General features: G+C 37.0%; 19 protein-coding genes. 11 read left to right on the plus strand and 8 right to left on the minus strand.

The window, feature by feature from the left end:
• Window positions 1-5: 5 nt before the first annotated feature.
• Complete coding sequence (mrdA, locus tag ACJZU6_RS19740) at window positions 6-2,012, minus strand: penicillin-binding protein 2 (RefSeq protein WP_408901181.1); 2,007 nt, start codon at window positions 2,010-2,012, stop codon at window positions 6-8.
• Between the two features lie 232 nt (window positions 2,013-2,244).
• Here mrdA and ACJZU6_RS19745 point away from each other — a divergent pair, with 232 nt between their 5' ends.
• The 3 genes from ACJZU6_RS19745 (at window position 2,245) to ACJZU6_RS19755 (ending at window position 5,162) form a co-directional block, all read left to right on the plus strand.
• Window positions 2,245-2,859 carry a PolC-type DNA polymerase III gene (locus ACJZU6_RS19745; protein WP_408901182.1) on the plus strand — a complete coding sequence of 205 codons (615 nt, stop codon included), beginning with the start codon at window positions 2,245-2,247 and terminating at the stop codon, window positions 2,857-2,859.
• A 130-nt stretch (window positions 2,860-2,989) separates the two neighbouring features.
• Window positions 2,990-3,925, plus strand: a complete 936-nt coding sequence (locus ACJZU6_RS19750) for an endonuclease/exonuclease/phosphatase family protein (RefSeq protein WP_408901183.1) — start codon at window positions 2,990-2,992, stop codon at window positions 3,923-3,925.
• A 59-nt stretch (window positions 3,926-3,984) separates the two neighbouring features.
• A protein-coding gene (locus tag ACJZU6_RS19755; RefSeq protein WP_408900069.1) for an IS3 family transposase occupies window positions 3,985-5,162 on the plus strand; the annotation gives its coding sequence in 2 pieces (ribosomal slippage) (window positions 3,985-4,243 and window positions 4,243-5,162; 1,179 coding nt in all).
• Between the two features lie 245 nt (window positions 5,163-5,407).
• Here the strand turns inward: ACJZU6_RS19755 and ACJZU6_RS19760 are convergent.
• Window positions 5,408-6,859: a DEAD/DEAH box helicase gene (locus ACJZU6_RS19760; protein WP_408901184.1), complete on the minus strand. Its 1,452-nt coding sequence runs from the start codon at window positions 6,857-6,859 to the stop codon at window positions 5,408-5,410.
• A gap of 170 nt (window positions 6,860-7,029) precedes the next feature.
• Entirely contained in the window at window positions 7,030-7,230 is a 201-nt protein-coding gene (locus ACJZU6_RS19765) for a DUF2986 domain-containing protein (RefSeq protein WP_080156053.1), read from the minus strand.
• A gap of 194 nt (window positions 7,231-7,424) precedes the next feature.
• On the opposite strand from ACJZU6_RS19765, the gene ACJZU6_RS19770 reads away from it, so the two are divergent.
• Window positions 7,425-8,045, plus strand: a complete 621-nt coding sequence (locus tag ACJZU6_RS19770) for a DJ-1/PfpI family protein (protein ID WP_235865772.1) — start codon at window positions 7,425-7,427, stop codon at window positions 8,043-8,045.
• Window positions 8,046-8,070: 25 nt separating this feature from the next.
• Here the strand turns inward: ACJZU6_RS19770 and ACJZU6_RS19775 are convergent, their stop codons facing one another.
• Window positions 8,071-8,397, minus strand: coding sequence for a DUF1840 domain-containing protein (locus ACJZU6_RS19775; RefSeq protein WP_408901185.1), 327 nt, complete (start codon window positions 8,395-8,397; stop codon window positions 8,071-8,073).
• A 184-nt stretch (window positions 8,398-8,581) separates the two neighbouring features.
• On the opposite strand from ACJZU6_RS19775, the gene ACJZU6_RS19780 reads away from it, so the two are divergent.
• On the plus strand, window positions 8,582-10,012 hold the full coding sequence (locus ACJZU6_RS19780; protein WP_080156056.1) for a hypothetical protein: 1,431 nt from the start codon (window positions 8,582-8,584) through the stop codon (window positions 10,010-10,012).
• 12 nt (window positions 10,013-10,024) lie between these two features.
• Here ACJZU6_RS19780 and ACJZU6_RS19785 read toward each other — a convergent pair whose 3' ends face one another.
• Window positions 10,025-10,522 carry a hypothetical protein gene (locus ACJZU6_RS19785; RefSeq protein ID WP_408901186.1) on the minus strand — a complete coding sequence of 166 codons (498 nt, stop codon included), beginning with the start codon at window positions 10,520-10,522 and terminating at the stop codon, window positions 10,025-10,027.
• Window positions 10,523-10,771: 249 nt separating this feature from the next.
• On the opposite strand from ACJZU6_RS19785, the gene ACJZU6_RS19790 reads away from it, so the two are divergent.
• Window positions 10,772-10,954: a hypothetical protein gene (locus tag ACJZU6_RS19790; protein ID WP_080156058.1), complete on the plus strand. Its 183-nt coding sequence runs from the start codon at window positions 10,772-10,774 to the stop codon at window positions 10,952-10,954.
• A 74-nt stretch (window positions 10,955-11,028) separates the two neighbouring features.
• Here ACJZU6_RS19790 and aroG read toward each other — a convergent pair whose 3' ends face one another.
• The gene (gene aroG, locus ACJZU6_RS19795) at window positions 11,029-12,081 is read right to left on the minus strand and encodes a 3-deoxy-7-phosphoheptulonate synthase AroG (RefSeq protein WP_408901187.1); all 1,053 of its coding nucleotides are present in this window, start codon (window positions 12,079-12,081) and stop codon (window positions 11,029-11,031) included.
• Between the two features lie 450 nt (window positions 12,082-12,531).
• On the opposite strand from aroG, the gene ACJZU6_RS19800 reads away from it, so the two are divergent.
• The 5 genes from ACJZU6_RS19800 (at window position 12,532) to ACJZU6_RS19820 (ending at window position 17,066) form a co-directional block, all read left to right on the plus strand.
• Window positions 12,532-13,269: an amino acid ABC transporter ATP-binding protein gene (locus ACJZU6_RS19800; RefSeq protein ID WP_408901188.1), complete on the plus strand. Its 738-nt coding sequence runs from the start codon at window positions 12,532-12,534 to the stop codon at window positions 13,267-13,269.
• A gap of 10 nt (window positions 13,270-13,279) precedes the next feature.
• Window positions 13,280-14,080 (plus strand): amino acid ABC transporter permease, encoded by an 801-nt coding sequence (locus tag ACJZU6_RS19805; RefSeq protein WP_408901189.1) that lies wholly within the window; start codon window positions 13,280-13,282, stop codon window positions 14,078-14,080.
• Window positions 14,081-14,106: 26 nt separating this feature from the next.
• Window positions 14,107-14,922, plus strand: coding sequence for a transporter substrate-binding domain-containing protein (locus ACJZU6_RS19810; RefSeq protein WP_080156062.1), 816 nt, complete (start codon window positions 14,107-14,109; stop codon window positions 14,920-14,922).
• Window positions 14,923-14,924: 2 nt separating this feature from the next.
• Window positions 14,925-15,863: an ABC transporter permease subunit gene (locus ACJZU6_RS19815; protein WP_080156063.1), complete on the plus strand. Its 939-nt coding sequence runs from the start codon at window positions 14,925-14,927 to the stop codon at window positions 15,861-15,863.
• Window positions 15,864-16,253: 390 nt separating this feature from the next.
• Window positions 16,254-17,066 (plus strand): DUF2797 domain-containing protein, encoded by an 813-nt coding sequence (locus ACJZU6_RS19820; protein ID WP_080156064.1) that lies wholly within the window; start codon window positions 16,254-16,256, stop codon window positions 17,064-17,066.
• An 87-nt stretch (window positions 17,067-17,153) separates the two neighbouring features.
• Here ACJZU6_RS19820 and ACJZU6_RS19825 read toward each other — a convergent pair whose 3' ends face one another.
• Together ACJZU6_RS19825 and ACJZU6_RS19830 are read right to left on the minus strand one after the other, a co-directional pair.
• On the minus strand, window positions 17,154-17,864 hold the full coding sequence (locus ACJZU6_RS19825) for a RimK/LysX family protein (protein ID WP_080156065.1): 711 nt from the start codon (window positions 17,862-17,864) through the stop codon (window positions 17,154-17,156).
• A 96-nt stretch (window positions 17,865-17,960) separates the two neighbouring features.
• Window positions 17,961-18,851: a phosphotransferase gene (locus tag ACJZU6_RS19830; RefSeq protein WP_080156066.1), complete on the minus strand. Its 891-nt coding sequence runs from the start codon at window positions 18,849-18,851 to the stop codon at window positions 17,961-17,963.
• Window positions 18,852-19,260 lie beyond the last annotated feature (409 nt).

Below are 19,260 nucleotides of genomic sequence, written 5' to 3' on the forward strand. Positions count from 1 at the left end.
TTAAATTAATGACTATGAGCCACTACAGATACGGTCTTTGTTGCAACCTTAGATACATTGCTTGACCCTGCAAGTGATGGCGATGGCTGTTGCACTAACTCATCAGATTGTGGACGTAATGTTGGTTTTAGTAAAACATACTCCATGATATCTCGTGCAAATGGAGCAGCATGCCACCCCCAGCCACCATGTTCTAACACTACAGTCACTAAAATAGTGGGATCATTAGCAGGGGCAAAACCCGTAAATAAAGCGTGATCTTTAAAATGCTCAGCAACTTCATTCGCGTTGTAATGTTCAGTATCCTTCATTGAATAAACCTGACTCGTTCCTGTTTTACCCGCAACTTGAAATGGCATATTTTGGAACATTTGACTGGCTGTCCCTTTTTCTACAACAAGCTCCATGCCCTTTTTAATGATCGCCCAATCTTTTTGAGGTACAGAGCTAAGCGGTTTAAAATCAGTAAAAGTAACAGGCTGTTGGACTTTACCATCAATGATATCTTTTAATAAATGCGGACGATGCTCAACCCCATCTTCTGCAATAACCGATGTGGCTTTGGCTATCTGTATTGGCGTCGCAGTCCAGTAACCCTGGCCAATCCCAAGTGGTACCGTATCCCCTTGCATCCATGGATGATGAAAACGTGCCATTTTCCAAGATCGTGTTGGCATAATACCGGTTGAATCTTCATCAATATCAATGCCTGAATGCTGACCATAACCAAATTTAGTCATCCACATTGATAATCGATCAATACCTAAATCATAAGCCACTTGGTAAAAATAGGTATTCACTGATTTTTCAATCGCTTTATAAATATCAACATTGGCAAATCCTTGCACTCTGTCATCTCTAAATTTACGGCTTTTACTGTTAGGAATGCGCCACCAGCCATGATTATTACGAACAGTATGTACTGTGATAACCCCTGTTGTTAACCCTGCCGCAGCTAACTCAGGTTTGACGGTTGAACCCGGTGGATATAAACCTAATGTAGCACGGTTTATAAGTGGACGTGCAGGATCGTCCAACAATGCGGCATAAGCTTTTGAGGAAATACCATTAACAAACAAATTCGGGTTATAGCTCGGACTTGAAACCATAGCTAAAATCGCCCCATTTTTGGGGTTCATAGCCACGATAGCACCGCGACGAACTTTGGTTACCATTAAGCCTGTTGTAGGATCTTTTTGCTGTAGTGTCAGTAATTTTTGAGCATAAAGTTGTAGATTAATATCAAGCGTTAATTTGAGATCTTTTCCAGCCACCGGTGGAATATAAGATAATGTGCGTACAACACGGCCATGACTGTTAACTTCAACTGTTTCATAGCCAGTTTTACCATGCAGTAAATCTTCATAGTAGTGCTCAATACCTAACTTACCAATAGTGCGAGTTGCCTTATAATTATCGAATTTACCGCTCTTTTTTAAAGCAGCAATATCACGATCATTAATTTTTCCGACATACCCTAATAAATGCGTTAATGAGGCGCCATAAGGATAATAACGTTCAAGATGGGCATCAACATCAACCCCTGGATATTCAAATTCATTAACCGAAAATACCGCCACTTGTTTATTGTTCATGTGCGAAATAAGGGTGACAGGTTTAAATGCTTGTACTTGTGATTTCGCTTTATTGAAAGCCACTATCTCTTTATCTGAGATGCCTAATAATTGTTGTAGTTGAATTAATACTTGTGATAAATTTTTTACTTGGTCTGGAATTATTTCTAATGAGCAAACGGGAATATTATCCGCTAATATCACCCCATTACGGTCATAAATACGACCCCGATTAGGCGCGACAGGAATAAGTTTAATACTGTTGTTATTTGAGCGCGCTTTATATTCACTGTAATCTTCTACTTGTAAATGATAAAGGTTGGCAATTAACACACAGGTTAAAATCAAAATACCAACAAAAGCTTGAATCGCTCGTCGAATGAATAAGGCTTTTTCTTGCTTATGATCGCGAATCTGGCGGTAGCGTTTGTTTTTCATAGAACGTTTAATTGACTCATAATCGAGGGCGATAAATTGCTAATCGTCAAATATAACACCCTATTGATACTTTTATAGAATACAAAATGTCATCTAAGCCCAATAATGAATAAAAATACATTTATTTGTTTAAAAATACAGCATTAAAAGTGGCATAAAATTGACTGGTTGCAATTTACAACTGAACGGATAACGCTACAATACTGTTCTTCTTATCGTTAAAGATTTACAAATGTTTAATTCTCGTTCTGCCAATAGCGTTATCGTACTCGACTTTGAAACCACAGGCTTATCACCAACCCAAGGTGATCGAGCAATTGAGATTGGTGCTGTTAAACTTGAAGATGGTCAGGTCGTCGCGCATTTCCAGCAATTAATGAATCCAGGCTTTAGAGTCAGCAGTTTTATCGAGAGCTATACTGGCATTAGTAACAATATGCTCCGTACTGCCCCTTGCTGTGAAAATGTCATGGCTGAATTTGCTGATTTTATTGGTGATGCAAACCTTGTTGCTCACAATGCCTCTTTTGATCAGCGTTTTTTAGATGCAGAACTAGCGTTAATTAATCGAAAATATAGCGATCAATTTGCGTGTTCTATGCTTATTGCACGACGTTTATATCAACATGATCCAAACCACAAACTGGGCACATTAGTTGATTATAAACATATTCATCATGATGGCGTCTTTCACCGTGCATTAGCTGACTCCGAAATGACCGCCCGCTTATGGTTAGCAATGATTGACGATATAAAACATCAATATGGTGTTGAAGACGTATCGTTTGGGTTAATGCAAAAATTTGCTAAAACACCAAAAGCCAATATCAATAAATTATTCAGTTAACGTGCATTAATTTACTTATATCAAAGCATCACTGTCATTAAGACCTCACTCTGGTATGCTATATATCAATAATTTAACGAAATCATAGAGCCGAGTTATACAGTTCGGCTATAGTTATTGAGAGTGTAGAGTGTCTGACGTAAATCAGCCTTCTTATGAAGTGCCATTACCCACAGTTAAAATTGCGAGTTTTAACTTATTGAATTATCTTGAGCCTCCGATGGCTTATTATGATTTTCAAAATATTTACACCATGGAACAATGGCATAAAAAACAAGCATGGATAACACGATTTCTTGATAAAAATCAACCTGATATTATTGGTTTTCAAGAAGTCTTTAGTAGTGAGAGTCTACAATCTCTGTTGGAAAAAGCAGGTTACCCTTATTATGCGGTAATCGATTCTCCCACAGTGATTGATGATTTTATCTACCGTAGCCCTGTCGTTGCCATTGCTTCTAAATTTCCGATCACTGAAGTCGCAGCAGTAACAGCGGATCAACAAGCTGCAGCATTACTGGGATTAACAGATTTTCATTTTAGCCGAAAGCCTCTTAGAGCCACGATTGATATTCCTCATGTTGGCTTAACTGACTGCTATATCACCCATTTTAAATCAAAGCGATCACTATTTGATGATCCACTTCCTGATACCATTGTGCCATCAAACACTGCATTATCTCGTTTTACAGGCCAACGCTTAGGCAGTTGGGGCTCAGCTATGCTACGTGGCACCGAAGCAAATTTATTATTATTAGCGATTCTAAAACAACGTGAATCAAGCACGCATCCAATGCTGCTCATGGGCGATTTCAATGATGAGATATCCAGCTCATGTTTAGAGCAACTTATCGCTGGAAATGTGTTTGGTATGTCAGACAGTGATATTGAACGTTTAATTGGTTATTACCGCTTATACGATAGCTGGACCTTATTTACCCAAAATACAGAACAAGCCACACGGCCTCGCCCACCAACACACTATTTTGGCGCTAAAAGCTCTGTGCTTGATTATATTTTATTATCCCAAGAATTTAACGCCCAATACCACGGTGAAGTGGCATAGTTAATTTGGCCACCTAGTTAGAGGTGATATCATCACCTCATAATTTAATAGGTGACACTATGACTAAAAGAATACGCCCTAATTTTACACCTGAATTTCGATTAGAATCAGCACAACTCGTTTTAGACCAAGGCTACTCTGTAAAAGAAGCTGCGGAAGCAATGAATGTTGGTAAATCAACAATGGATAAGTGGGTTCGACAGCTGAAAGATGAACGTGGTGGAATGACACCGAAAGCAACACCAATGACGCCTGATCAGCTTAAAATTCGTGAATTAGAGAAGAAGATTAAACGGATTGAAATGGAGAAAGAAATACTAAAAAAAGCAACCGCTCTTTTGGCCTCGGACTCATTCAAAACTTCATATTAGTTGATGAATTAAAAGCTTATTATCCTGTATCTATCCTTTGTCATGTCTTTGATATTCATCGCAGTAGCTATAAATATTGGACTAAACGGCCTAAAACGCAGTCAAAAGAGCAAGTGCTATTATCTAGTGAAGTGAAGGCTGCACATCGTGCCAGTAGTGGCTCTGCTGGAGCCAGAACAATTGCAGGTATCGTTACGACTAAAGGCGTGCCGTTAAGTCGATATAAGGCAACTAACATCATGAAACAACTAGGATTAGTCAGTTGTCAGGTTAAAAAACATCGTTATAAAAAAGTAGAAAATGAACATTTAAATATTCCCAATACATTAGATCGCCAGTTTGCAGTTACTGAGCCTAATCAGGTTTGGTGTGGCGACGTGACATATATTTGGTCAGGACAACGTTGGTTGTACCTTGCTGTTGTGATTGATTTATTTGCCCGTAAAGTGATTGGTTGGGCAACGTCAGGCTCACCCAATACAGATCTAACAGGTAAAGCCCTTTCGATGGCTTATGAAGTTCGAGGGGCGCCTAAAAGTGTTATGTTTCATTCAGATCAAGGCTGTCATTACACAAGTAAACAATATCGCCGATTACTTTGGCGGTATCAAATTACACAAAGTATGAGTCGACGTGGAAATTGTTGGGATAACGCCCCAATGGAACGATTTTTTAGAAGTTTTAAAACAGAGTGGATGCCAACTGCGGGTTATCGCTCATCGAATGAAGCTAAAGTGGCGATCACTGAATATATTATCCGATATTACAACCAAGTCAGGCCCCATCAATATAACGGTGGCTTGACGCCTAATGAATCAGAACGCCGATTTAATAATGAATACAAATCAGTGGCCAATTTTACTTGACCACTTCACGGTTCATTGTTTGAAGTTAGCGATTATCATACTGAAGATAAACATCTTGTTAATAGCAGTTTTGATGAAGATGGTTATAGCACCGATCATGCTATTCCATGTGTGACGTTGTCACTTAGATCTTAATCACTTCGAATAAATACACATAAAAAAACCAACGCTAATGACAGATTATCATTACACGCTGGTTTTTATTACAACGACTCCACCCTAACGGATTAAACCGTCAGCGGATATTAGTTAGCTGTTGTTGTTGCTGGCTTACGACTACGTTGAGGAGCACGACGACCATCAGTCTTTGGCTTTTCATCATTGTAACGACGCGCTGGTTTGCCATCAGTTGCTTTAGGTTTAGCATCAGTTGGGCGCGGCTTACGTGCTGGCTTTGCACCTTCTGCACGTGGTGCATCATCACTACGTGGCGTTGGTTTACGACGCGTTGTTGGCTTACCATTTGAACGTGGACGTTTTTCGCCATTCGCTGCAAATGATTGCGGTTTCTTTGGCTTTTTAGGCTTCAGTGGACGCGTATCTAACTTTGATGCAGGCAATTTGTTGGTTGGTTCGAAACCTTCAACAATTTCACGATCTAAGATTTGCTTCGTTAAACGTTCAATGGCAATCAAATCACCAAATTCATCAGCACATACTAATGAAATCGCCTCACCCACACAGCCAGCACGACCAGTACGACCAATACGGTGAACGTAATCTTCTGCTACGTGTGGTAGATCGAAGTTCACCACTTGTGGTAATTGTTCAATATCAAGACCACGTGCTGCAATGTCTGTTGCAACTAGCACACGAATAGCACCTGACTTAAAGTTAGCCAACGCTTTAGTACGTGCACCTTGGCTCTTGTTACCATGGATTGCAGCAGCTGAGATACCACGGCTTTCTAGATGCGTTGCTAGGCGATTTGCACCATGCTTTGTTTTAGTAAAGACTAATACTTGCTTCCAGTTACGTTCACTTAATAATTTTGTTAATAAGTTCGCTTTTTTCTTTTGATCAACAGGACAAATCCACTGCTTCACTGTCGGTGCAGTTTGGTTTCGTGGGTTAACGTCGATCTCAACAGGATTATTCACTAAGCCTTTAGCGAGTTCGCGAATTTCATCAGAGAACGTTGCCGAAAACAGTAGGTTTTGGCGTTGTTTTGGTAATAGCGCTAAAATTTTACGAATATCACGAATAAAGCCCATATCTAACATACGGTCAGCTTCATCTAACACTAAAATTTCAATATCACGAAATTTAACCGCATTTTGACTATGTAGATCCATCAAACGGCCAGGTGTTGCAACTAAAACATCAGCACCCTTACGCATGCGTACCATTTGTGGGTTAGCTTTTACGCCACCAAATACAACCGCAGAGCTGATTGCTAAATTTTTGCCGTATGTTGCAACACTTTCACCAACCTGAGCTGCAAGCTCACGCGTAGGTGTTAACACAAGTGCGCGAACATGGTTTGAACGAGCAGGTTGACCACTAGATAATTTTTCTAGCAGCGGCAATGTAAAACCTGCTGTTTTGCCTGTACCCGTTTGTGCCGCCGCCATGACATCCTTGCCTTCCAGAATTGCTGGAATTGCTTGCGCTTGAATTGGGGATGGTTTTTCGTAGCCTTGCTTTGCAACGGCTTCAAGAATTGGGGCGGATAGGCCTAAAGAGGCAAAACTCATAGCATCTCTCTTTGTATAAATTAAACGCATAATAGCGTAGTAGATTGCTCATCTAATGATAAGCAAGCAATCATCCTATAAATATTCATAGGCATGATGCGAAAAAACAGAAAAACGACCAAAATCATGTTTCTGTTTAAGATATAAAATTCATATTTTTTGACTATTGACTAAAGCGCAGATTCAGTATCACTATCAACAGTAGTATCAGATATTACATCTGCAGTTTCAGTAACCTGTGCAGCTTCGTCATCAAGCTTGGCACGTTCTGCTTTAGAAATATAACGAGGCTTATTGCTTTTATTAAGCTTAGCATTCGCCTTCTTCATTCTCTTTTTTAATGTTTCGTTAATTTTTTTCTTTCTATTCATAATCGTGTCAGCTGTTATTTTGAGCCATTTTCAAACAGGGAGCTGATTGTAATCATTCGTAGCTGAATAACAAGCATTATCCTCATAATGCAATTATAAATGCCAAATTATCATCTCCAACACAATGGATCATGATGAATTGGGCTATTACTAATAGTATCGACTAATAACATTAGGTTTATTGCAAGGTATATATGATGTTAGAACGACAAACAGTAACGGTATTACTTTTTGAACAATTTGAATTACTTGATGCATTAGGTCCACTGCACATGTTTGGATTATTACCTGAACATTATCAATTACAAATAATCACAACGAATGGACAGCATGTTACCAGTACGCAAGGTATTAATATGCAACCAACATTAAGCTTTAATGACGTAATCTCTGCAGGAATTTTGATTATTCCAGGTGGGGCCGGTGTTCGTTTTGCAGCTCATAACAAAGATATTTTAACTTGGTTAAAAAAAATAGCGCCACAACAACACATTATCTGCTCAACCTCAACGGGCGCAGCATTACTTGCAAATGCAGGTTTGCTCGATAATAGTAAAGCCACCACTACCCAAAAGAACCTTGATTGGGTATCTCAATTTGGCAACAATATTCAATGGCAAACATCAGCACGTTGGGTGCGTAATAACAATATTTTTACGGCATCAGGCTGTTCTGCCAGTATTGATATGTCATTAGCTATTATTGGTCATCAACATGGCGATTCGCTTGCCCGTCGCATTGCCGCAGATACTGAATATTTGTGGCTCAATGACCCAAATGATGACCCTTTTGCTCCCCTGCATTTAGTCAAATAGACACGCTATAAATAGCTAAATAAGGTTACTGCCACATCACATAACTTTTAGCTAAAATAGCCGCTTTTAATAGCTCTATCAGCGGTACTGCGCGCACGCTAATATCAATCTCAGGTTCTTTCTCATCCTCATCATCCAGATCAACCACTTGCTGTTGCTCTTGAGTTGCACATTGCTTTGCTGCTGCACCAATGAGATTTTTTTCTAAATTAGCCAGTGCAAGCTCAACATCTTCTGCAATGATCGCCCCAGGTATATCCGTTGTGTATTCCATCATCTTAATTAATGATTGAGCAATATCACCAAACATGGTGACATCATTGTGTGCTTTACAGCTAAACGTAACGAGCATTATTGCCTCCAATCTATTTATGATCACTTATCTTATTTAAACATTTAACCACATAAACACTTTTATCACATTAGAATCACACCATGTTTCACAGGTGATGATCGCAACTAAGCATACGCTTGTATATACTATCAATCTCGGTATAATTCATCTTATTGATTAGTAATTGTAAATGCAGTGGAATATGAACATCTTGCGCAATTTTTTTATTATGTTATGCATGGTTGCAGGCTGTGATAAAGAGAGCCATATCGATTATTCTTCTTTTAATATCCAACCTGAAGTTATTCCGGATCAAAAACAACAAGGGTTTATTATTACTAATAAATGTAGCCCATTTAAAACACCGCTAGATTTTAAAAATCTCGAATACACATCCAAAGCATTAATTAACTCAAATTGGTTATCTAACCCACATTATCTTGAAGATATTAATCATCTAATTTACCAATTTAACCAAACACATATAAAAAATGCGAATATTTTTATTCAAGCACTTAATAATAGCGCATTAATATATAAAAAAAACATGATCGAAGTTAATATTATAAAAAGAAAACTTCAAGCAGACATCGATGCTAAATTAATGTATTACCAACAAGAACTAGCATCTATTAATTCTCACCTGGAAATTATAAAAAAAGATGAAAAACAACATCTTAATGAAATAAAAACCATAAAAAACAAGATCCAAGAAAAACAAAAATATTATATAAAACTACGTCGTTCGCTTAAACATGAGTTACAGACTATATTGCTTGATGATGATCTCACTTTTGATCTAATCTCAAATATTAAGTTTAAATATAAGACAGATAAAACACTTCATTGTTCAAAATACTTAGGTGAATATCAACAAATCACATTCACATCACCTGACACTTGTATTTATTATAATAAAGAAGAGCTTATAAACAAAATACCCCAACAATATCAATCACAAGTAAATATTGTTATGAATACATACGTACCAAAGTTATGGAAGACAATGGTACTACTTAATGGTTATTTTGAATCAACTTATAATAAACAAGTCTTTGATCATTATTTACAGAAAGATCTCATGATTGCTAATAATAATTTAGCTATCAAACGAACAATTAATATGGGACGACAATCTCAACATGCTATCGATAATTATGTTGAACAGTACAACAAATTAACGATGGCAATGGCAAATAACATCGATAAAACCCTACTTGACGATCAGAACAAAGTTAACATTTCAAGTATGGCATTTTATGAAAAACTATCACCGCTACGACTAGGTAATAAGATCAAAGATCCTATCGTTAATTTTGCGATACTCTATAATAATAAAGCGTTAGTAACTAAATTGACGCAAGAATACGCAACAAAAATTCTTAACGAATACCCTCAAGAGTTAACGTTCAGCATCGCTAATAACGGTAATTTTATACTTCCAAAAATACGAGAAAATAATTACAAAATAGTTATTGATGTCAAAAAAAGTTACAGTGTCATTTATAATGGGCATAATACGTTAACGCCACCAAAAGACTTCAGTCAACAAACCCCTAATACAACCTCTATGGGGTATAATCTTAACCAAATAATCAGTCAGCAATTATTTAAACAATGGTATAACAGTTGATATAACGTTAATTTAGAAACCAAAGCTTTTTGCTGTTTTTATCCATGCAACAGCCACTATAGGATCTTTATTTGCCTCTGGCAATGTCTCAATAATATGAACAATTATTGCACTATTACTGCTACAATTTGCATCATAAGGTGCAATGGAGGTATAGAATAGTGGCTGATGTGAATCAGATAAAGAACACCAATGATTAACTAACTCCCCACCTCTTTCATTGCATACCTTTAATATAAAATGTTGATAATTTATCATTTGTTGTTGGTATGAATTATTACACCAAATTTGTTGATAATCCATGTAGCCTAATGTGGGATGATAAACAATATTCTGCTGTGGTTGTTGATAAACCGTTTGCTGATTAATGTAAGTTTGGATCGTTGAAATGACACTGAGGTGCGTTGAATGCAGGTTATTAGCATAAGTCACATTTATGTGCCCACCCAATAAAAGCGTTAACACCAATGCACTCTTTAGGTTGAATGTCCATTTTTGACTACGCATCATCTTCTCCTTACTCAATGATAAGAGATGAATCTCGACAAATTTGATGACGAACAAAATATATCTTTTATTATTAATAACAAAACTAAAAAATAACAGTCTTCTTAATAAACAATAATAACAAATAGTGTCCTATTTAGTGTACATCTTTAAGCATAATTTCGCCTGTTCTCAACAAATTCGCATACACTTAAATAAGTGACAACTTGTTTTCATGATATTACTTACCGGGAATCGCCTCTTGGAGTCATTATGAATAAAAAAACACTTATTGCTGACACTCACGATATTTTTAAAGCTTTTATCAATAATGGCTTACATCAGCATTATTGCATCTATTGCCAATTTCCTTTTAATCCTAACTTACTTAATCGCTACCACTACGGTAAACATTATGATATTGAATTTAATGATGGTTATCGATACTACCAATAAAAAAGCCCCTACTCTATATAAGCAGGAGCTTTAAAAAATATGTTTATTTACAGCGTATTAAACAATTAACACCACTATTTTTGACGACGCGTTCTGACATCTGCGGCAAGTTGGCGTAATACTTTATCAGTATCGTCCCAACCAATGCAGGCATCAGTAATACTTTGACCATAAGTCGGTGTTTTACCATCAACGATATCCTGACGACCTTCGACAAGGTGACTTTCAATCATCACCCCAAAAATGGCGTTATTACCGTGAGCAATTTGTTGCCCAACATCTTCAGACACAATCACTTGTCGTTGATATTGTTTTGAACTATTCGCATGGCTGAAATCAATCATCAATTTATTACGTAAACCTGCATCTACGAGTTGCTGCATAATGGCATTCACATCTTCAGCACTGTAATTAGGTGCTTTACCGCCCCGTAATATAATATGGCAATCTTCATTACCCGCAGTGGCAACAATCGCAGAATGGCCATATTTTGTCACTGATAAAAAGTGATGAGGCGCACTCGCTGATCCGATAGCATCTGTAGCTATTTTAATATTACCATCGGTACCATTTTTAAAACCAACAGGACAAGAAAGCCCAGACGAAAGCTCACGGTGCACTTGGGATTCTGTTGTTCGAGCACCAATCGCCCCCCAACTTATCAAATCCCCCATATATTGCGGCGTGATCATATCTAAAAACTCACCCGCTGTTGGCAATCCTAAATCGGTAAGATCCGCTAATAATTTTCGACCAATACGTAAACCATCATTTAGCTGGAAGCTATTATCCATATATGGGTCATTGATAAGCCCTTTCCAACCAACGGTTGTACGTGGTTTTTCAAAATAAACTCGCATAACAATTTCAAGATCGCCTTTAAGCTCATCTCTTAATGTCTTCAGCTTTTTACCATATTCTAATGCCGCTTCAGGATCATGAATCGAACAAGGGCCGACAATGGCCAATAAACGGTCATCTTCATCATTGAGAATATTATGGATTGATTTACGTGACTCATAAACTGTTTTAGCCGCGGTATTAGACGCAGGAAATTTCTCTAACACTGCAATCGGTGGTAAAAGCTGTTTGATTTCACTTATACGAATGTCATCCGTCTTATGCATATACTTACTTCCTATAATTCCTTTTAATACCCAACGATTAGCCTATAGAGACAAATAACCATATAATATTAATTCTGGTACATTTGTTTAACTTATCTTTTAAAAACTAAGAGTGCAAACGGTTATTGAATCAAAACTCGCATCAATTTTTCCATAACATTGTAAGCTTCTGCATCATTTCACATATAAATGACAATATATGAACAGAAACATCAAAAATACAGGATATATTATTACACTAGAGAATAGAAACGCTGTAAAATATACTTATAAAAATTATTAGCAACCAAATTTGTTATACATTAAAAAATATAGATACGATCAATGCATTGCTGATATATCATTGACCAAAATTAACATATTAATTCAATAATTCTGTATTCTTTAATCATAAAAAACATAACTAAAGATCATATAAATAGATGCCTATTAAATTTAAGGAGTGCAACGTTGCTTGAAAAAAACATAATCACATTTAATAATGTTGACAAATGGTATGGCAATTATCATGCACTCAAAAATATTAATCTTTCTATTAATAAAGGTGAAAGACTGGTCATTTGTGGACCATCAGGTTCAGGTAAATCCACATTGATTCGCTGCATAAATGGATTGGAGAAATATAATAACGGTGAGATAACAGTCGCTGGGCATATATTAAACCACGAAGAACTTCATACTATTCGTGGCCAAGTTGGTATGGTTTTTCAGCACTTCAATTTATTTCCTCATATGACGGTTTTAGATAATCTTACATTAGCCCCTCGTCGCGCATTGAAAATGTCAAAAGTTGACGCAGAGAATTTAGCTCGTAAGTTTCTAGAGCGTGTCAACATCGGTCATCAAGCGGATAAGTTTCCAGGCCAACTGTCTGGCGGTCAACAGCAACGGGTAGCGATTGCCCGTTCTTTATGTATGAAACCCAATATATTGCTTTTTGATGAGCCTACATCTGCCCTTGATCCGGAAATGATCCGTGAAGTTCTTGATGTTATGAAAGAACTCGCCGATGATGGTATTACTATGGTTTGTGTAACGCATGAAATGGGCTTTGCTCGTCAAGTTGCCGATCGGGTTATATTTATGGATCAAGGTGAAATTGTTGAAATAGCACCTCCAACGCAATTGTTTGATCATCCTCAACATCAGCGTACACAACAATTTTTAGAAAATATCCTTAGCTATTGAGATCAAAATAATGACCCACAATACACGATCTCGAATTCCTAAAATTATCGCCATCGCCTTACAAGTAATTTGTGTCGCTTCTATCATCATGTTGCTACTCAATAGCGGAGCTAAAGCCATGCATTATCACTGGCAATGGTACCGTATTCCTGAATACCTTTGGTTTAAAGAAGATGGCCAATGGTATTCTGGTGACTTACTTGAAGGCTTAATGGTAACGCTGAAAATATCAAGTATCAGCTTAATCTGTACTATTGTTATCGGCTTTATCACCGCGTTATTACGAATGTCTGACTCTATTGTCGGGCGAAGCCTTGCTCGTGGGTATATTGAGGTTATTCGTAGTACACCGTTATTGGTTCAAATTTATCTATTATATTTCGTTTTTGGCCCAGTATTAGGTATTGATCGCACTACAACTGCTATTTTAGCGCTGTCTTTATTTCAAGGGGCTTATAGCGCTGAAATTTTTCGAGCTGGACTACAAGGGATCCCTCGAGGTCAGATTGAAGCAGCAGAAAGTTTAGGTTTATCACAAATTGATAGTTACCGATTTGTTGTTATTCCACAAATGTTTAGAAAAATAATTCCACCGCTCACAAATGAAGCGGTATCGTTAGTAAAAAATTCTTCTATTGTAAGTATTATGGCTATATTTGATCTTACAACAGAAGGACGGAATATTGTCGCAGACACAGCGATGCCATTTGAAGTGTGGTTCACTGTGGCTGCAATTTATCTTTGTATCACTTTAACATTATCAGCATTAGCAGTTTGGCTAGAGCGCCGTTTAAGTATCCCTAATCATTAAATTTATGCACATCGATGGAGAAAGCTATGAAACGCTTTATTGCGGTACTCGTTACCGTTTTTACTTGCTTATTAGGGGCTAATAATGCCTTTGCTGCAGACGACAGTAATGCGCTACAGCAAATTAAAGAAAGCGGTACGTTACGTGTTGGTTTATCAACATTTGTTCCTTGGGCTATGCGTGATAAGCAAGGCGATTTAATTGGTTTTGAAGTTGATGTTGCTAAGCGTTTAGCGGCTGATGCTGGATTAAAAGTTGAATTTGTACCTACCGCTTGGGATGGTATTATTCCTGCACTATTAGCAGGTAAATTTGATGTCATCATTGGCGGTTTAACCATTACTCCTGAACGTAATATGAGCGTGCTATTCACTCACCCATACTCATATTCTGCGGTTCAAATGGTTGCTAGCAAAAAACTAGCATCAAAAATGACAACAATTGCTGACTATAATAAACGCAGTGTGACAATTGCCGTTCGTAGTGGCGCTTACCCAGTCCAAACTGCACGTAAGTTATTCCCGAAAGCAAAACTACGCCAGTTTGATGATGAAACCCAAGCATTCCAAGAAGTGCTTAATGGTAATGCTCAAGCTGCATTAGCATCAACGCCAACACCTGAGCAAATGGTCATTAAAAATCCAGAAAGCTTATTTATGCCATTTAAAAAGCCTCTAACACGTTACGCAACCGGTTTTGCGATTCGTCAAGGTGACTTTAACTTGCTAAATTTCCTTAATAACTGGATTCAAGTACGCACAGAAGATGGCTGGTTAAACAATCGTTACCAATATTGGTTTAAAACAACTGATTGGCAAAACCTGGTTAACGAGAATAATTAATAATGACTGTCGCTAAAACGTCAGGTGACAATACAATACAGGAGGGTTTACGCCCTCCTGTAAAGCGTCGCTTTAATTTCAAACTGAATAAACTCGATATCTTTTTACTGATTGTTATTGGTTGTTTTCTGAGTTGGCTAGCTTATCGTTCGTCTATTGGTATTCACTACCATTGGCATTGGCGTCAAGCATTTGAGCTTATCTTTACTTGTAGCCATCATGGTGGCTTACCTTATTTTATACAAGGTATCATTAGCACCATTCGTGTTAGTATTTGGGGCATGATTTTTGCCGCTACATTTGGTTTATTACTCGCACTCGCTAACCTCTCATCATTTAAAATAATGCGACTTATCTCAAGTAGCTATATCCAGTTACTGCGTAATATTCCGCCGCTTGTGTTTGTGTTTATTTTCTACTTTTTCATTTCAAATCAGCTAGTTCCACTGCTCGGCTTAAGCGGTATCTTTCGTCACTATAATGGCCAAGAAAACGCCTTACAGATTATTTTATTTGGACATAGTAACCTATGGGAAAACCTATTTTCAGGTGTGCTATGTGTAGGATTAATTGCAGCGGCTTATATAGCTGAGATAATTCGTTCAGGCATTAATACTATCAGTAAGGGGCAATGGGAAGCGGCAGATTCACTTGGCTTGTCAACCTATAGTCGATTTCGATTTGTTATATTTCCACAAGCATTAACAGCTATTGTTCCGACACTAGCGGGACAATTTATATCAATCGTAAAAGATTCATCCATTATTTCATTAATTTCGATACAAGAGCTTACTTTTACTGGTTCTGAGATTGCTAACTCATCTGGGTTTATCTTTGAAATATGGCTTATCGTTGGTGTTGTTTATTTTTTATTGTGCTTTAGCTTATCACTGCTATTTAGCAAGCTAGAAAAACACAGTTCACGTCATTTACAACATTAATAAATATTTATTATAAAACCCAAGAATAGTCAATATTCTTGGGTTTTCTTGTTTTTTAACTTTCATTTTGTAATAACGTCTTCGATTGAATTTAATAAATATAATTATAACAATATCATTACTGGATTTATTATTTGTAAATATTATGGATCTGCTTGCTACTTACTATTTTTATATAAGCATTTATTAGCCTCTTAAATTTATTTTTCATATTTGCCCCTCTATGACAACAAATGTATATTCACTTAATTATAGCTACTGTTTATGTAATGAGATCAGAATCCGCCTAATTATAGGGTTTGCGATTCAATATCAATCATCGCAAGATATTTAGGTCTTGATACCAATCACTGATACACTCAGAACAAACAATTAATGGTGAGCACGAGCATGCAAGGTACACTCAGTAAAATGAAATCATCTCTTGGAGATATCGTTGATTACTATCTCCCTGTTGGCGATCAACAACTGCATCTTAATCCCTATATTGGTAAGCAATTAACGCTCACTCATACAGGCAATATCTTCTGCTGTTCATGCGGAAAAAAGACAAAAAAAAGCTATTCTCAAGGGCATTGTTTTCCTTGTATGAAAAAGCTAGCTAGCTGTGACATGTGCATCATGAAACCAGAAACTTGTCATTACGCTGAAGGAACTTGTCGTGAACCACAATGGGGTGAAGAAAATTGCATGGTGCCTCACTATGTTTATCTTTCTAATACATCAGCCCTTAAAGTTGGCATCACTCGTCATACTCAGCTCCCAACTCGCTGGATTGATCAAGGTGCAACTCAAGCTCTTGCGGTATTAAAAGTAAAAACCCGCCAAATATCAGGGCTCGTTGAAGTTGCTATCGCTGAAATGGTGGCAGATAAAACCAATTGGCGCACAATGCTAAAAGGCAATAATGACGATATCGATTTACAGCAACAAGCGCAGTTACTGTTACCACAAGTAAAACAAAAATTAGCTGAGATAACGGCAGAATTTGGTGAAGATGCTATCGAATATTTGGATAATAGCATTGTGGATATTCATTATCCTGTTGATCAGTTTCCAACCAAAATAGCGTCACATAATTTTGATAAAGAACCCGTAGTCAGTGGTATTCTCGAAGGGATTAAAGGTCAGTATTTATTGTTTGATACCGGCGTGATTAATATACGAAAATTTAGTAGCTATGAAGTTATCGTTACTGAATAAAGCACACTAATCGGTAACAAAAAACGGCATTGATCTTAAGTAAGATCAATGCCATTTCTTATCTTGTTAACTTAATATAAAATGAAATTACTTTGCTCGCGGCTGAACGTATTGGCGTTGGCTATTCTGTATCGCGATATCTCGCATAAAGTTTTCACCTAAAACAACCCCATTACCACCTGCAATTAATTGATATTCAACTTCATCATTACGATCCCCAAGTTTTGTTCGTAGTGACACAACAGGTAATCGTTTTTTATCTTCAGATTTTGACCATGATTTCACTGGGTATTTATATTCTTTGCCTTGAAAATTAAACTTCACCCAATTATCACCATCACGCTCAAATTCCACTAAATCTTTAACACCAATTCGAGACGTTGTTGATTTAGGATCAATATAAGCAGAAACATGTTTGGTACCCGATAATATTAGTACCCATTCATGGTGACCTAAAACTAACATGCCATCTTTGGTGGTCTTTTTTGTGGCCGCCTTTTGCTTATGATCAACAGATGCTAACTTAGCTGATGCGGTTGAAGCCGTAATTTTATCTGTTGTCACATCCTTTTTAACTAAAGCCTGTTGATGCTTTTGGGATGCTTTTTTTTCAGCGGCGGCAGTTTGTGCTTTTGCCGCTGCTTTTATCTCAGCAGCCGTCACCATTGATGCAAATGCTAATGGTTTGGTAATTGGCTTAGCTACCGATGCTGTTGTTTGTTGCTGATCGTCGACAGGTAATTGTTGAGCACAACCAAAAAGAAACAAGGTTAATAAACCTACTGCCGTTTTCTTCATAAATCACATCTTCCTTTACATTTTTACAAACCATAACTAACCATAATACGTAGATTCACGTTATGCCAAATAATTCTATATCGTTAAAGTACGTCGTTACTGCACTGCTGATTCATATAATGAAAACTTATTCGTTAACCATTGTTCATTATACCAACCCATATTGCGACTATGCTTAGCATCATCCCATAGACTAAAAAAATGACGACGCTCTTCAAAACCATCATCTAAATGACTTTTTTCTAAGTAGCGTTCTGCAATATGTAAATCACTACGCACATCAAATAAATGAATCACATCCAATTCTCGATGTTTAAAACCACTGTCACAAGGGTCTAATAATCCTGCAACTTTGAACGTGGTAGGATCAAATAACACATTCGCAATATGACAATCATCATGTACAAATGACGATGACTCATGGGCAATTGGTGCTAATATTTTGGTCCTATTTTCCCAAAGTTCTGTGAATTTTTCTTTTAACTTCGAGCTGAAAGGGGAACCTGTACTCATTAAATAGTGATAGACACTTCCCATCCAATCATCAAATGCTGAACTTAAATTTTGGCTAAATTGACCATTTGAAAGTTCAAAACCTTGTGGATGCTGATGTTCATGTAGCGCTAATAAAATATCAGTATAATCTTCTCTGAATGTCATCACCGCTTTAGAATCTTCTGGTAATTGATGTGCAGAGACACCGTCTAACCAATCTAAAACGATATAGTCATAGCCTGCTTCTCGACCAAATAAATAAATTTCAGGCACAGGGCACGACACAATTTTACGTAACTGCTCTAAACTCGCCACTTCTTTACCAATTCGACCTACTTCACGCGAAAATTTGACCACAATTTTCGACTTCCCTGAGGCAAGAAAAACTACCCAACCATAAAAGGTTTCCTGAATATCACACACATCAGCTTTGCGACGAAACATTGAAAAAAAAGCGTTTTCGGCAATAGTTTTAAGCTGTGGTTTATTCATAGTTGTTACCTTGATAATCATTGTTACATAACACAGATAAATTATACCAAAAAGGAATAACTCATTGGTTTTATGTAAGTTTTCGTTGTTTTATCTTTTAAGAATGCATCATAACAGCAAAGATAACCAGTATTGAGTGATAGAAAAGACGAAAATAGTTTACTTTTACTTACAATTTCATTTTTAGTGCTAATAATCACTTCTAATAAACAATATTTTAGTGTTCTAAACTATATTTAAATGTTCATATAAATATAATTAATTTATCACCCCAAAAAAACCAAGAATAAACATATATATACAAGGAATTAATATGCCTTTTGGGTATTCAACGCCCTATTGGTGCTATTTAATGATGATATGGCTCATAAATAAAAGCTTTGCTTCATAACGATCACTTCAGCATTAG

The organism is Photobacterium piscicola, assembly GCF_046058925.1.
Classification (GTDB): domain Bacteria; phylum Pseudomonadota; class Gammaproteobacteria; order Enterobacterales; family Vibrionaceae; genus Photobacterium; species Photobacterium piscicola.

What these genes read in the sequence shown, in the direction of transcription:
- ACJZU6_RS19785 (WP_408901186.1), bottom strand. Translation starts at nt 10,522, where the DNA reads ATGATGCGTAGTCAAAAATGGACATTCAACCTAAAGAGTGCATTGGTG.
- ACJZU6_RS19820 (WP_080156064.1), top strand. Translation starts at nt 16,254, where the DNA reads ATGCAAGGTACACTCAGTAAAATGAAATCATCTCTTGGAGATATCGTT.
- mrdA (WP_408901181.1), bottom strand. Translation starts at nt 2,012, where the DNA reads ATGAAAAACAAACGCTACCGCCAGATTCGCGATCATAAGCAAGAAAAA.
- ACJZU6_RS19780 (WP_080156056.1), top strand. Translation starts at nt 8,582, where the DNA reads ATGAACATCTTGCGCAATTTTTTTATTATGTTATGCATGGTTGCAGGC.
- ACJZU6_RS19810 (WP_080156062.1), top strand. Translation starts at nt 14,107, where the DNA reads ATGAAACGCTTTATTGCGGTACTCGTTACCGTTTTTACTTGCTTATTA.
- ACJZU6_RS19815 (WP_080156063.1), top strand. Translation starts at nt 14,925, where the DNA reads ATGACTGTCGCTAAAACGTCAGGTGACAATACAATACAGGAGGGTTTA.
- ACJZU6_RS19765 (WP_080156053.1), bottom strand. Translation starts at nt 7,230, where the DNA reads ATGAATAGAAAGAAAAAAATTAACGAAACATTAAAAAAGAGAATGAAG.
- ACJZU6_RS19790 (WP_080156058.1), top strand. Translation starts at nt 10,772, where the DNA reads ATGAATAAAAAAACACTTATTGCTGACACTCACGATATTTTTAAAGCT.
- ACJZU6_RS19805 (WP_408901189.1), top strand. Translation starts at nt 13,280, where the DNA reads ATGACCCACAATACACGATCTCGAATTCCTAAAATTATCGCCATCGCC.
- ACJZU6_RS19830 (WP_080156066.1), bottom strand. Translation starts at nt 18,851, where the DNA reads ATGAATAAACCACAGCTTAAAACTATTGCCGAAAACGCTTTTTTTTCA.
- ACJZU6_RS19760 (WP_408901184.1), bottom strand. Translation starts at nt 6,859, where the DNA reads ATGAGTTTTGCCTCTTTAGGCCTATCCGCCCCAATTCTTGAAGCCGTT.
- ACJZU6_RS19775 (WP_408901185.1), bottom strand. Translation starts at nt 8,397, where the DNA reads ATGCTCGTTACGTTTAGCTGTAAAGCACACAATGATGTCACCATGTTT.
- ACJZU6_RS19745 (WP_408901182.1), top strand. Translation starts at nt 2,245, where the DNA reads ATGTTTAATTCTCGTTCTGCCAATAGCGTTATCGTACTCGACTTTGAA.
- ACJZU6_RS19770 (WP_235865772.1), top strand. Translation starts at nt 7,425, where the DNA reads ATGATGTTAGAACGACAAACAGTAACGGTATTACTTTTTGAACAATTT.
- ACJZU6_RS19825 (WP_080156065.1), bottom strand. Translation starts at nt 17,864, where the DNA reads ATGAAGAAAACGGCAGTAGGTTTATTAACCTTGTTTCTTTTTGGTTGT.
- aroG (WP_408901187.1), bottom strand. Translation starts at nt 12,081, where the DNA reads ATGCATAAGACGGATGACATTCGTATAAGTGAAATCAAACAGCTTTTA.